We start from the raw sequence: 14,756 nt of genomic DNA, 5'->3' as shown, positions 1-14,756 counted from the left end.
AAGTAGAGCCGTAGCAGCCAAAACTGGTTGCCTGAAAGTCATTGTTTTCATAATGTTTCTTTTTTTGTTTATTACTAATAGAGGTCTTTGCCGGTAACGTTGCAGAATGCGCCTTTCCTGCTTCGTTCTTATTTGCCTGGAGAAACGTTCGCTCCTTAATTGTCAGTCGCTAATTGCAAATCCTTAATTTTCAATTTTCAATTATCAATTTTCAATTCTTCAGAGCCACTTCTTCAGCCTGGCCATAGCTTCCAAAGTGTCGTCCCTGTCGCCAAAGGCGGTGAGTCTTAGATAACCTTCGCCACTCGGGCCGAATCCTACGCCCGGTGTCCCAACGATGTTGACTTCGTACAATAGTTTATCGAAGAACTTCCAGGAGCTGAGACCTTTCGGGGCTTTCACCCAGAGGTAAGGGGCGTTCTCGCCGCCGTACACCTTCAGGCCGCAACCTTGGAGGGCTTCTCTCATAATCCGTGCGTTGGTCATATAGTAATTAATCGTTGCCTTTACCTGTTCTTTGCCTTCCGGAGAGTAAACCGCTTCGGCACCCCGCTGGGTGATGTAGCTGGTTCCGTTGAATTTGGTCGTCTGCCGGCGGTTCCACAGTTTGTTCAACTGTACCCGTTCGCCTCCCAGCGTGAAGCCGTTCAGCTCCTTCGGGACAACCGTGTATCCGCAGCGTACTCCGGTGAAACCCGCTGTCTTCGAGAAACTGCGGAATTCGATGGCTACTTTCTTCGCCCCTTTGATTTCGTAGATTGAGTGGGGGATGTTCGGGTCCTGGATGTAGGCCTCGTAAGCCGAGTCGTACATAATCAGGACGTCGTTTGCCAATGCATAGTTTACCCATTTCTTCAACTCGTCTTTCGTCAGGGTCGTTCCCGTCGGGTTGTTCGGGTAACAGAGGTAGAGTATGTCCACCCTGCGGGCCGGCAATTCGGGCGTGAAGTCGTTTGCTTCCGTGCAGGGGATGTAAACAACATCGCTCCATTTGCCGTCTTCCAATACTCCGGTGCGTCCGCTCATGACGTTGGAGTCTATGTAAACGGGGTAGACCGGGTCGAGTACCCCGATACTGTTGTCGTGGCGGAGAATATCGCCGATATTTCCGCAATCGCTTTTGGCACCGTCGCTGACGAAAACCTCTCCCGGCTCCAGGAATACGCCGCGGCTGGCATAATCATTCTTGATGATTGCGTCGATCAGGAAGCTGTATCCCTGTTCGGGGCCGTAACCGTGGAAATTCTCTGTAGAAGCCAAATCATCCACCGCCTTATGCATGGCTTCGATGACGGCAGGTGCCAGGGGCTGTGTTACATCACCGATTCCCATGCGGATTATTTTGTCTTTAGGGTGTGTCACTTTGAAACTGTTTACCTTTTTCGCGATGTCGGAAAACAGGTAACTGCTTTGCAGTTTCAGGAAATGTTCATTAATCAGTGCCATATTCGTTCAATTGTTTTATGTTGTTGTTTTGTCGGGGTTGTTGGCCCTTTGTTTTGCTTTTTGTGTTATTTCTCTATTATTCCTTCAAATACGGTGACTGCTCCTCCGGTCATGTAGACCTTTCCTGAGTTTTCGTCCCAGTGGATAGTGAGCGGGCCGCCGTCCATGAATACTTTTGTTTTCCGCTTAGTCTTACCGCATACGACACCGGCTACAACTGTAGCACAAGCTCCTGTTCCGCAAGCCTGGGTGATGCCCGAGCCCCGTTCCCATACCCGCATCCGGACTTCATCGTCTTTTAAAACCTGTACAAACTCAACATTGGTCCGGTCGGGGAAGAAGGCGTGTGTTTCCAGCTTAGGTCCGATAGCCGGTAAGTCGATATCGTTTATATCATTAACAAAAATAACCAGATGAGGGTTGCCCATCGACACGACGGTTCCGGTGTAAACCTGTCCGCCGGCTTCCAGTTCGAGGGCTGGTTCGCCGATTCCGGGTGTTCCCATATCGACTGTTACTTCACTGACGGTATCATCATCCGAAACGGTCAGCTGAAGTTCTTTAATGCCGGATAATGTTTCGAGGGTAACTGTCTTTTTATCGGTCAGTCCTGCATCATATACATATTTGCCGATGCAACGGGAAGCATTTCCGCACATCATGGCCTCGGAACCGTCTGCATTGAATATCCGCATGCTGAAATCGGCTTTTTCAGATGAACCTATCAGGACTAATCCATCCGACCCGATGCCTGTATGGAGAGCGCTCCATCTAATAGCTTGCTTTTCCGGGTTTTCCAGGGGATAAGCCATCGTGTTTATGTATATATAGTCGTTACCGGCTCCGTGCATCTTTGTGAATCTAACTGGATTTGTCATTTTATTTGTTTTACTCCTATTCTTGTTTCCTTTTGTTTTGTTACGATGCAAATATACGACGTTTTGATATATTATAATCACTAAATGTATCCAAATGCCCTTTAAATCTATATTGTGTGATAATTTGATTCAATAAAGCGGTTTTACGTAATAATTCGTAACTGTATAACAAATAATCTGTGGATATTGTAAGTTGTTGTAAGTGAAAAGTTGTTGAAATATCGTTAAAGCTACACTTGTTGGCGGGTTTGGTTGTGTCTTTATGTTCATAGAAGGGTATAAAAAGGACGGCATTTCCTACGAATTGTCAGTAATTCTAGAGAAATGCCGTCTTTTTGTAAAATGGCATACAAATGTGGTCTATTCTTATTTTCTTATTATTGTCACTGTTTCTCCTTTAGGAATAGATAAAATGAGACTGTTGTTTTCACCAGTTTGTATTGTGACGGTCTTTGAGGTTTCTATCTTTCGCTCTTTATCTGGGATATCGCAGTAGACTTTACATTTACCACCGTATAAACTTTTGAGTGAAATATTTTCTGTCAGGCCATTAGACCTTTGTGCGCTTACTTCAAAACCTCCTTCTGCCAACAAATTATCGAATTTGATATTTTTCCAAGTGTCTGGTATTGCCGGCATGATTCGTATTGTTTCGTTATTACTGGAAAGTAGCATTTCTGTAAATGAAGCTAATGCAGACATTGGTGTTTCAAATACAGGGCCGGCTTCTTTATACAGTGTGTTAGGAGTCATGTACTTGTCAAAGAAGATATTCAAATAATTGTATGCCCGATTCCCTTCACCCATCAACGTAGACATGGAAGATGCTCCCGTATATGTATATCCACAGTAATAAGCATTTTTGAATCCTAACCAATAATTAATAGACTTTTTTGCTATTTCGATATTTTCAGCTGTCGTAAGTGGAAAATTTTGTAATGGATAAAGCATTAATAAATGTGAGTAATGCCGGTGTCCCGACTTTAATTTGGTATTCTTACCTATCAGGAAGCCATCCTGATCTGCGGGATAGGGAACAAGATTATTCAGAATATTTTCCCATTCAGGTAATAATGGGTCGTTGATTGTGAATCTTTTATCGGTTTTTATCAGTGTTTCGCATCCCCAGCGAAGCAGGGATAGTTCAAAATTACAATCTTCTGTATCGGCATATTCCGGAGAGTGGCTTGAAGGTAAATGTAAGTATTTGTCTTCCCCTTTAAATAATAGATATCGGTAATAATTTATCGAAAGTTTGAGTAAAGGAAACAGTTTTTCTTTTAGACGGGTATCATCCATAGTGTAACTGCAATATTTCCAATAGTAAAATAATGTCCAGAGTAATAGCCCATGTTCTTTTTCAACAGTCCTTTTACAATTATATGTGCTGGATCTTCCAATAGCAATGGCTGGATAGGGGCAAAGAGCCGGAACATTTCTTTTGAGATTTTCGACATTATCGTCCAGCATTTTTAATAAAGGAATAGACAGTTCGCTATGGTTAATAGTAAACATAGGGGAATAAGTTAATTGAATATTTAGATTCCACCAAATAGCGGGCCAGGGAGTTTCATTGTGAAACCAGGGACCCATTAAGTCTATTGGATAACGATTGCTGCGTGTGGCTGAACCTAATTTGTAAAGTTGAGACCAAAAAAAGGCGTTATATCTGTCTTCCGGAACGGATACGTAACTTTTTGAATAGAAAGTATGCCACCATTTAAGGTGTCGCTTCTCGACTTTCTTTAAGGTTTCCTTTTGAACGGTTTTGATGTTATTGATAGCTTCTTTCTCAGTGTCTGTATGAACTTGAGAATAGGCTATGGATGCAATCAGTACTTTTTTATTTTTGCGGTTGCTGATTGTCCAGACGGTAGTATATTCACCTCCTGCTAAAAGAGGTTGTTTGCAGATGGAAAATTCGTTTTTTGTATAGACAATAGGGTCCGGATTTGCTGTGTATCCTACTAAAAAGTCGTTATTACGATAGGCCTGGTCTTTATAGGTATATCGGGGACTGATTGACTGCTCGGGTTTGAAAATGATTTCAGGAATATTTTCTCCTTCCAGTTCAATGATGAAGACATTATGTTCTGCTGGAGTTAAAGTTCTCCAGGAAACCGTTCCATCTATGTTTTTTATTCTTCCGGAGACTTCACATTTATATAGGTCGGTTAACATGGAGGAAGAACCTTTTGCCATGGGAACTAGGAATTTACCGATGGGCAAACGACAATCTGTATATAATATGGAATAGTTCTCTTTTCTATGATCACATACATCTGTACGTCCGAGTTCCCAACAGAGCGTATCTCCCTGCTGTTTGTAGACCGAAGCTCCCAGTAGCCCGTTACCGATTAGTCCGCTGCTATAATAATCATTGATGACGGAATCTGTATAAATACTATATTTTTCAAGAACCTTTTTATACTTGTTGTCAAAATTGGATATAGAAGCATTTATACAGTAAATATTAATTAAGCAGCCTATCAAAATTGCTGTTGTTCTATAATTCTTCATGATAATAAAAAAAACAGGAGCCAGAATAAATAGTTTATTTAGCCCCTGTTTATAATTAAGTTATTTACTATTACAGTCCTGCCTGCGGATCGAATGTACCATTTTCCCAACCTTTTGTTTGTTCCAGGTTAGGGTTGTTACTCATTTCGCCTCGTTTCATTGGTAGGAAATACATTTGTTCGTTTGTGATCATAGGGGTATTGTCACGGTCGAACAGATGGGTGGAATAGTTACCATCTCCTTTTTTGGTCATCACTAATGCATGACGTTTTTCCTGACCTGTCATTAATTTGTCGTAGATCATCCAACGACGCATATCCCATATGCGTTTTTGTTCGAACAACAACTCGATGAAACGTTCTTCATGTACAGCTTCACGCATTTCTTCTTGACTCATGTTCGGATTCAAACCGTAAAGCATTCCTTTCATGTCCGGATTAGAACTGGTTTCTTTGATACCGGCACGTTTACGGATTTGTTTTAGCATATCGAATGCTTCATCCTGTTTACCAACCTCTACCGCTGCTTCTGCATAGTTCAACATAACTTCGCCTAAGCGGATGTCAATGTAGTCGGTTCCTGATTTCTGACATTCATCAATTGACAAACTCTGATTGATACCTTTTTTGGAATAATATCCAGTTCGAGTACCCATGTTTTTTCCATACGCATAGTCATTTTGAGCATCTTCATTCAATTCCATTTTTTCGTTGAAATAGGTACTACCTTGGTAAACTATTGTTGCATAGAAACGATTGTCACGGTTTTCCCACAACTTAAAGATATCTCCGCTACCTTCTTTTTCCCAATCGGCATAGGTGTAGGTTCCACCATCGATAGTCGGGAAGCGGTCGATAACCTCTTGTGTCGGATGGCATCCACCAGAAGCATTTTGTGAGAATTTGATCGGACGAACTGCCGCATCGCGGTTATGCGTACGGGTCGGGTTTTCATAGCGGATGGCAAAGATTACTTCTTTGTTCATTTCTTCCAAGAATAATTCACCGTAGTCTTCGTATAAAGCATGTCCTTGACCGATCAGATATTCAAGTGTCACCTTGTTGTGGTCATATGCTGTTTGCCAATGCTCGATCTTGTTGTTAGGATTGAATTGTGGGCTGGCACGAAACAACAATACTCGTCCTAAGAAAGCTTTAACCCCTCCTTTGGTAATACGTCCCAATTCACTGGCATCGTATGTAGCGGGCAATTTTTCAGAACAAGCGTTTAATTCATTGATAATGAACTCGAAGCACTCTTCGGTTGAATTACGTTTGACAAAGAGGTCGTCTGTTATCTCTTGAGGTACTGTTATCAAAGGCACGCCGCCATAACGTTTTACCATTTCAAAATAGAGGTAAGCCCGGATGAAACGAGCTTCATGGATCAAACGGTCTGCCAGTTCACGGTCAATGGTACATACCTCCGGGTTTGAAGCATTTTGTATAAAAATGTTACAATTGCGTATGTTTGCATACGGCCAGTACCAGATAGGACTATCCGGGGTAATGGTACCGTTTGTCCAAGAGCCGCCACCTGTGGCCTCGTCTGAGGCATCAGCTACGGAGGTATCCCAAGCCGGAATAGAGGCATATAATGCATTCAGGAAAGAGGTTGTTAATGTTTTATCAACCCAAACTTGCTCTTCTGAGATAGAACTCAGGTCTTCTTTATCCAATATGCTGGAACATGAAGATGATAAAGCCAAAATGGCTGCACATGTAATAAATATTTTTTTCATATCGAATTACTCAAATGATTAGAAACTAACATTAACACCGAAGTTAAAACTCTTTGTCAACGGATATTGGTAAGCACCGCGGTCGCCGCTATTTTCCGGATCGTAAATGCCGATGTGGTCTAACACGAACAAGTTAGTCCCTGATACATAAAAACGGCAACGGTCTACACCGATCGAACTCATCCATTGCTTAGGCAATGTATAGCCGATTTCGATATTTTTACAACGGAAATAGTTACCGTTCATCAGCCAGAATGTAGAAGCTTGGCTATTGGCCCCTACAGACCCTGTACCTCCTACACGCGGATATTCACCATTGATATTATCGGGAGAATAAGCATCCGACCAGATATTCAAAACCGTTTGCTCTGTCCACGTATCACCACGGTTAGGGAACATGATTGAACGATGGCCGACTCCTTGGAAGAATGCTGTGAAGTCAAGCCCTTTCCATTCACCACCTAAACTGATACCGTAGATAATTTCAGGATCTTTACTATATAATGAAAGGACTGCTTTATCATTACCATCGACTACTCCATCGGGACCACCAACACCACCGGCACCATGTATATCTTGCAAGATGATATCTCCTTTTGACCAACTGAAACCTCCATTATATTTAGGTAAACCAACAAGATCTTCGTCGGTACGGGCAATGCCATCGGCGATATAGCCAGTGATAAAGTTAATTGGACGACCTGTTTTCAATTCCCATTCGTAAGCATTAGCAGATTCATCAATTTTAGTGTAATGGTTACGGGCGAAAGAAAAGTTGGTTGACACATAGTAGGTCACATTACCAATTTTGTTGTCGTGACGTACTAAGAACTCGCAACCTTGGTTGATCATTTCGGCATAGTTTTCTTTCGGAAGGCTGGCACCAAACGTCTCCGGTATCGTACGTGTACGAGCCATCAGAATATCTTTGGTCTTTTTATGGAAGTAATCGAATTCCAAGCTCAATAATCCGTTCCATAATCCGAGGTCGAAACCGACATCAGTCGTTGTGGTTGTTTCCCAAGTAATGCCTCTACTAGGATAAACCCCAGGTAGAATACCGGTTGCCCCACTTCCAAATACAACGTTGCTACCGGTGTTGAATTTGCTCAAATATTGGTAATAAGCAACATCGCTTCCTCCATCATTACCTAAGGTACCATAAGATGCACGAAGTTTCAAATTGTTAATGAAGCTTAGTTTTGCATTTGATTTGAAGAAATTTTCTTCTGTTACACGCCATCCGGCAGATACCGACGGGAAGAATCCCCAACGTTTTCCTGGGATCCATTTTACAGAAGAGTCGTAACGAAAGTTAGCTTCTAACAAATATTTGTTGTCAAAGCCGTAATTGACACGTCCTACATAACCGATACGTCCGATTTCAGATTCGTTACCGCTGGCATCTTTCCATTGGCTATCGGCACTACCTGCAAACAATTGTTCCAAAGATGGTGAAAGCAATTCTTTGCGTTGAGCCCAAAAATTATCACCCCATTGTTCGAATTGTTCATATAAGAACATGGCTCCAATGTCATGTTTCCCAAATGTATGGTTATAGTTCAATTGCAGGTTCAATGTATACGAACTGGTTTCGTTGAAATCTTTCCGAACAAAGTTTCCGTTTTCTGTTCTTGTACGTGTTCCGGTAACGGGCGCATCATCACGGATGATGTGGTTGTGCTCACCGGATGTTTCGTGCATATACAATGTATAGGCTTTACCAACGGTTTTGTAGTTTTCATAATACCGACGGTAGTTGAACATCGCATTGGCGGTCAATCCTTCTACCCAAGGAATATCCCAGTTAGCACTTAATTTGGTATTCAGGGTGTTCTTTTTCTTAGATCGGTGTCCGTTTTTAATGGCTTCCAATACGTTCCAGTTATAAATAGTAGCATTCGGTTTTCCGTTTACATAAGCTGGTTCGGTAGATGGGAAGTTTAATAAAGCACGATACATATCATTCATCAATTCCTGGTCGGAATCGTAAGGCCAATAGGGAGTCCGCTGATCGCCCATGTTTCCGTCAACGTCCAAACCGATCGTAAAATTGTCAGCTACTTTAGCATCTACATTTGAACGGAAGCTGTAGCGTTGGAAATCCAAATTATCAAATGTTCCGCTTTGATCGAAATAACCAATTGACATGTAATAATTGATACGATCGCTACCTCCATTGACACTCAGGTTATGCTGCATTATGAATGGATTTCTCCAAGCTAAATCTACCCAGTCTGTACTATGCGTCTTGAAATATTCTTGTTCGTCGGCGGTGTAGTAACGGGTGTCGGTTTCAGGAATACCGTTGTACATAAATTTGTTATTCAGATACACCGTTCTATCGTATGCGCTCAACACTTCCGGCTTGCGTGTCGATCGTTCGGTACCGAATAATCCTGAATAGCTGAATTGTGGTTTTTGATTCTTACCGCGTTTGGTTGAAACAACAATCACACCGTTTGCTGCGCGCGAACCATAAACAGCTGCCGAGGCTGCATCTTTTAGTACAGAGATGTTTTCGATTGTATTCGGATCTAACGCATCGAAGTCGGCTTTTTCACGAACAACACCGTCGATTACGTAAGTTGGATTTGTATTGTTGGGTGTATTGGTTCCACGAATGGTGATCGGGGAAGATGCACCTGGCAGACCGGATTTGTTATAAGAGAAGATACCTGGCATACGTCCGGCCATCGCATTGGAAATATTGGAAACCGGAATAGTTGCAATGTTTTCAGCAGAGATTGTAGCTACAGATCCTGTTAGGTTCATTTTCTTTTGTGTACCGTAACCGATAACAACCACTTCATCCAATTTTTGTGTATCCTCTTTCATGGAGATTGTAAAATCGGTTTGTCCCTCCACTTTTACATTTTGAGTCAGGTAACCGATAAAAGATACTTGTAATGTCGCATTTTCCGGAACCTCCAAAGTGAAACGACCATCCATGTCGGTGATTGTACCGATAGTAGTACCGTTTACAGAAACGTTTGCTCCGGTAATAGGACCTAATTGGTCATTGACAATACCTTTGATGGTTTTTGTTTTTTGCTGAGTAGCATTTGCTTCCATGCTTTTCGGGCGCAGGATGATTTGCTTGTCATTTACGCTATACTCAATGTTTGCAGCCTTGCAAATTTCATTTAAGATAGTTTCAATTGACTTGTCTTTGACTTTGATGTTTACTTTGCGGTCAACATTAACGAGCTTGCTGTTGTACATGAAGTAAAATTCGGAACTTTCTTCAATTTCCTGCAAAACTTGTTCAACAGAAGCATTCCTCATGTCCAAAGAAATTCGGGCAGATTGTGAGTACAAGGTGCCTGCACTTGCCGTACTTAAAAAGCAGGTTAAACAGAATGCAGCGAGTTTCATACGCATTGGAATTTTTGGTAATAAGTCAAAATTAGACTTAAAACCTTCTAGGTTTGATAAATTCTTCATAATTTCACATTATCAAATTTAATTAGGTTTGAAAATAACTTAATTGGGGATTACCATTCGTCAGGTGAGATTTTCGGATTGGTAATTTGTTTGATTGAAGCAGGAAAATGTAACCAGCGTTTTCCTGCTTTTTCTTTAAGTGTCTGTTTTCATATAATACTTCTTTTAAGTTAACATTTATAACATTTGTTTTTATTTTTATATTAGACGTGACGTGCGGGCAAACACCCTATGTTAAAATCCACTTTTTTCTTTTTTCTTTGATGGTGTGTGTTACTTTATCGTTTTTATGATAACGGTGCGTTGTGAATAGGTGAAATCATCTGTTTGTTTAGGTTCTATCACTGTACATTTTATAGGCGCTGTTTTTTCCAGTAGGAGTAATACTTCACTTAGTGTCTCTGTGGTAAAAGTAGCAGAATAGTTATAGTCATACAATTCTTCACCTTCCAGTTTGATGTCGACATTGAAATGGCGAGCGAGTCGTTGTACGATTTCATTCATGTTAGCTCGTCTGAATATCATTTTTCCGTCTTTCCATGAAGTTTCGACAGCCAGATTAACTTTGTCAACTTCCATTCTACTGGTATTTTTATAATATACGACCTGTTCTCCCGGACGTAAGGTCCTGGAAACCGGCTGGCCTATTTCTGTGACTTCAATATGCCCTTTTGCTAAAGTTGCCTCTATTTTATCTTCATCTTCATATGCCTTAACATTGAACTCCGTACCGTAGGCACTGACTTGCAATCCATTGGGCGTTAATACATCGAAGCGGTTCGATTTATCAGAAGTTACTTTAAAATATGCTTCTCCCGTCAGTTGTATATTTCTTTTGTTGTCAGTAAAACGTTTGGGATAGGAGATGGAGGAACCGGAGTTTAGCCATACCTCGGATCCGTCGGGAAGGGTGATTTTGGAAATCAAACCATAGGCTGTTGTCAATTCCACTTGTTCTACCGGCAGGTTGTTCCAATCCTTCAGCGTATTGAACAGGGAATAGGTCGCGATCAGAACAGGGATTAGCAGTACTGCTGCTGAAGTCCGGATAAAACTCAGGATTTTCTTTTTGTACTTATCAATAGCGATTTGTCTTGAGACTTTTTCCCAGTTCTGCCGGGTGTTTATTTGCTTATGCAGTTTAAGTTCTGCCGTAGTTTCCCAGATAAAACGAATATCATCTACTTCCTTTTTGAAGTCGGGGGAAGATTGTAGCTGTTGCTCGAAAGCGTTCTTTTCTTCTTTAGATAAACGTTCTTCAAGATATGCTATTATATGTTCTGTATGAATATCCACTTTCGTTCTTTTATAAATTAGACGTATAGCATAAAAGACACCCTATGTTAAAGAATGTTTTTATATTACCAGAGTAACAGGATTATAAGTGGGAGGTAATCTTTCAATTCAACACGAAGATGTTTTAGCGCTTTTGTCATATAGGCCTCTACTGTCTTGACTGAAATATTATGTTCGACTGCAATCTCAGCATAAGTCATACCTTCGAATCTGTTTTTTTCAAAAACAATCCGTATGTTGTCAGGAAGTTTGGCAAGTGCTGCCGAAAGCATCTGTTCTAGTTCAATCGTTGAGTAGATATCTCCGGAGGTATACCATGAAGTATTGTTCTCGATCTCTTTTTGTTGCCAGTTTTGTTCTGTTTCCTGTTTACGTAGGAAATCTATGCAGGTGTTTTTTACACTTGTGATAAGAAAGTTACGGCTAGATGTATTGATTTCTATATTCTTTCTGTTTTTCCATATTTTGAAAAAAGTTTCTTGTACAATGTCTTCGCATGTATCCCTGTTGTCTACATATCTATGAGCGAAAACACATAATGGAGAGAAAAACTGGAAAAAAAGAGAACGAAATGCTATTTCATCATCTTTTATGGCAATTTTCCAAAATAAACTATCAATAGAACTTATCTCCTTCTCCTTCATTTTGCTTATCACAATGGAAATTATGATTTCTAATAGTATATAGTTCTTGAAGAACTATGATAAATATCTTAAAAGTTATCTTGTTGATTTATAGTATCTATCACAAATTGGCAAGTCAATATTCATGACACATAGGAGTGCTTATACTGATTTTTAGAAGCAAATGGAATATTGATTAATATCAAGTATTGAGCGACTTGTAATAAAAATGTATTATATTTGCATCATGCGGATGCAATAGTTCTTCAAGAACTTAAGTGTAATAATTTAATATTTTGTTTATGGGAGCTTGTTTAGGATAGGATATTGTAAAAAAGATGCAATTTTTGTTGTAGATATTTCTAAACAGTTTAATTGCATCTTTTGTGTGAATTTTAAAAAGAAGATTTATATATCTTATTTATTTAACTGTTTCACCACAGGAAGCCATTTGGCATATAATTCTTTTACGATTTCAATCTCGTCTCCCTGCGAAGTATCCGGATAAACGTCTTTGTTAAACGCCCAATCATATTCCCAATTCGTTAAACGAGTATAGAAATCGCTGGCATCCAATGCGGGACGTCCTCCTAATGATTTACGGATATATTGTTCGTCATAGCGCCATTCTCCTTTGGGCTGGGCTTTCAGGTAGCTGATGAATTTCTCCCAACGTGGTTTATAATACCCTTTCATTAAGCCGGCCCATTGACGGTTTGAATATTCAAACAGGTGAGCGGAAGAATGATTTGGACCCCATACTGTAACTAATGTACGGGCATTCCATTCATATAGATCTTTTTCCTCTTCGGTCGTTCCCCATTGGCGTGCTTCTTTAATCCATTTGCCAAGCAGGAAAGTAGAGCGAGTACCCAACAGGCGGTCGAAGTCATCGATCAATGTCAGAAACTGCTCTCCGGCTTGTTGTAACTTTTCGTTATCTCCGGCCAGATAGGCTTCTGTGATTTGTTTTTGTAGAGGTAAAGACAGGTCGGAAAGACACTGGCGCATCACATCCACCAGGTCATAACGATAGGTGTCACTTTTTTTCAGATCGTTGGAAGCCTGAAGGAAATGATCGACCGCATCCCATAAACGAACGGTAGAATAAGGGCGACTCAAATCTCCATTAGCGGCAACTTTCTGGATGGTCAAAGCCGGACGGGCGCACATGACACTTTCTGTGCTGGGTAATCTACCGGCTTTACTTCCATAGACTGTTTCCAGTAAGACTTTCCACCCCTGTTCTGCACCGGCCGGTAGTTTTCCGTAGCGGGCACGTGCATAATCGGTAATCCATTTTTCCAAGTCCGGTGCATCCTGCATCCAGGTTATTTCGGTAGACAGTTCGTAAACGACCGGATTATGTTCGATTGCTTCCGGGAAGAGGCCAATGCCTTGTATATTGCCTCCTTTGGGGCTTTGCTTCAGTTCGTGTGCATTTTGGGCGTATAAGGCCAGGTTACCACCCATGTAAACACGTCCGCCATAGTTATGCAGTACGCCGGCCACATACGGATAGTTCCAGAAGCTATTGAATTTTTCCACATTCCAGCCTCCTAAATCCAGTAATAACAAACGGTCCTGAGGGAATGTGCGTGCAATAGCTTCACGTAACGACCAGGTTTGCATGGCAATAACAGCTTCGGGATCGAAACCGGCAGCGACTTCCCATATCACTTTCCCTACCGCTTCGAGATATGACTTTTCGTTGCTGGGAGCTGCTCCTTCATGGAAGGGATCGGCTGCATATATATGATTGGTTCCGTATAATTTCTGTTGTTCTTCCAGAAAGGCTTGTCCCATTTCTTTGAATAAAGGATCGAGAGGATCTAACTGAACGGTTGCTGTGAATGCGTTGCACCAACGATTTTTGTCTTTGATGCGGGCGTCCGGATATTTTTCTTTCAATTTGATGGGGACAAAACCAGTAAAACTTTGCAGAATCGGTGTCATTCCCAGTTCACGCTGGCGTTCAAGTATCTGTTGTCCGAGTATCTGGTGAGAATCAATCCATGATTGAGGCAACGGGCCTCCGTATGTTTCGATGTTTGTCATCCATTGCCATGCCTGGAAAGCCGGACCGACTAAGAAGGTACGGATTTCGTCGTCATTCATTTTAAACCGGCGTAAGGTGTTTTGCCAGACAGCTTCCTGTCCGATCACTGCCAAAGGCATATTGATTCCGTGCATTGCCATCCAGTCTATTTCGCGTTGCCAACGTTCCCAGTCCCACCAGGCCATCGTGTAACTGACTGTGCAGTAATTCAGATAAACGCGGTGGTCGAAAGCGGTGGGGCAGGCCACCTTTTCCGGCACTTCAGGCAATCGCGACGGAAGATTCAGGTTATCTCCGTTCCAGGAAATATGGGCGTTGCAGTAGTATTTCAGATAATGGTATAAAGCGGAGGCCACAGATACTCCGTTGTTACCGCGTAATATGATCTTATGACCTTTCGATTCAATTTCAAAACAATCTTTTCCATCTTTCGCCTGGAGCATTTCCACTTTGAACGAAGAGGCTCTTTCGGGAATGACCCTTTTGATAAGGGCTTCCGAAGCCTTGCGTGCATCGTCTTTAGCCCATATACTGCCTATGGAAAGTAATAGGCAACATACAATCAATCTTAATTTCATTTGGTAAAATATTAATTTAGTATTTATAATGTTTTTCATGTGTAATTACTAAGCAAAGTATCTGAATGTCGAATAATTGACGTATAAAAGCACCGGATACCCTATGAATATTTGAAAAAACTACATTATCATCTATCTTTACAGCCTGAACAGGAATTAATAAATAAG

The 14,756-nt window shown here is 41.3% G+C and carries 8 protein-coding genes; all 8 read right to left on the bottom strand.

The genetic code is table 11. The features are described from left to right. Nucleotides 1-219: 219 nt before the first annotated feature. Nucleotides 220-1,446 (bottom strand): LL-diaminopimelate aminotransferase, encoded by a 1,227-nt coding sequence (locus NBH15_RS14615; RefSeq protein ID WP_128133024.1) that lies wholly within the window; start codon nt 1,444-1,446, stop codon nt 220-222. Between the two features lie 65 nt (nt 1,447-1,511). Then, a complete protein-coding gene (gene dapF / locus NBH15_RS14610) occupies nt 1,512-2,324 on the bottom strand; it encodes a diaminopimelate epimerase (RefSeq protein WP_128133025.1) in 813 nt (270 codons plus the stop codon). Nucleotides 2,325-2,690: 366 nt separating this feature from the next. After that, on the bottom strand, nt 2,691-4,844 hold the full coding sequence (locus NBH15_RS14605; protein WP_128133026.1) for a glycosyl hydrolase family 95 catalytic domain-containing protein: 2,154 nt from the start codon (nt 4,842-4,844) through the stop codon (nt 2,691-2,693). A gap of 70 nt (nt 4,845-4,914) precedes the next feature. Then, on the bottom strand, nt 4,915-6,585 hold the full coding sequence (locus NBH15_RS14600; RefSeq protein ID WP_128133027.1) for a RagB/SusD family nutrient uptake outer membrane protein: 1,671 nt from the start codon (nt 6,583-6,585) through the stop codon (nt 4,915-4,917). An 18-nt stretch (nt 6,586-6,603) separates the two neighbouring features. Further along, nucleotides 6,604-9,963, bottom strand: coding sequence for a TonB-dependent receptor (locus NBH15_RS14595; RefSeq protein WP_250822943.1), 3,360 nt, complete (start codon nt 9,961-9,963; stop codon nt 6,604-6,606). Between the two features lie 342 nt (nt 9,964-10,305). Further along, a complete protein-coding gene (locus tag NBH15_RS14590; RefSeq protein WP_250822942.1) occupies nt 10,306-11,328 on the bottom strand; it encodes a FecR family protein in 1,023 nt (340 codons plus the stop codon). 65 nt (nt 11,329-11,393) lie between these two features. Then, entirely contained in the window at nt 11,394-11,972 is a 579-nt protein-coding gene (locus tag NBH15_RS14585; RefSeq protein ID WP_128133030.1) for an RNA polymerase sigma-70 factor, read from the bottom strand. 396 nt (nt 11,973-12,368) lie between these two features. Further along, complete coding sequence (locus tag NBH15_RS14580; protein WP_250822941.1) at nt 12,369-14,588, bottom strand: alpha-N-acetylglucosaminidase; 2,220 nt, start codon at nt 14,586-14,588, stop codon at nt 12,369-12,371. Nucleotides 14,589-14,756: the final 168 nt, after the last annotated feature.

Origin of the sequence: Parabacteroides caeci, assembly GCF_023656795.1 — a bacterium.
Classification (GTDB): domain Bacteria; phylum Bacteroidota; class Bacteroidia; order Bacteroidales; family Tannerellaceae; genus Parabacteroides; species Parabacteroides segnis.
The sequence above is the reverse complement of the archived record's forward strand: the minus strand, read 5'-3'. Positions and strand labels throughout refer to the sequence as shown.

What these genes read in the sequence shown, in the direction of transcription:
- NBH15_RS14615 (WP_128133024.1), bottom strand. Translation starts at nt 1,446, where the DNA reads ATGGCACTGATTAATGAACATTTCCTGAAACTGCAAAGCAGTTACCTG.
- dapF (WP_128133025.1), bottom strand. Translation starts at nt 2,324, where the DNA reads ATGACAAATCCAGTTAGATTCACAAAGATGCACGGAGCCGGTAACGAC.
- NBH15_RS14605 (WP_128133026.1), bottom strand. Translation starts at nt 4,844, where the DNA reads ATGAAGAATTATAGAACAACAGCAATTTTGATAGGCTGCTTAATTAAT.
- NBH15_RS14600 (WP_128133027.1), bottom strand. Translation starts at nt 6,585, where the DNA reads ATGAAAAAAATATTTATTACATGTGCAGCCATTTTGGCTTTATCATCT.
- NBH15_RS14595 (WP_250822943.1), bottom strand. Translation starts at nt 9,963, where the DNA reads ATGAAACTCGCTGCATTCTGTTTAACCTGCTTTTTAAGTACGGCAAGT.
- NBH15_RS14585 (WP_128133030.1), bottom strand. Translation starts at nt 11,972, where the DNA reads ATGAAGGAGAAGGAGATAAGTTCTATTGATAGTTTATTTTGGAAAATT.
- NBH15_RS14580 (WP_250822941.1), bottom strand. Translation starts at nt 14,588, where the DNA reads ATGAAATTAAGATTGATTGTATGTTGCCTATTACTTTCCATAGGCAGT.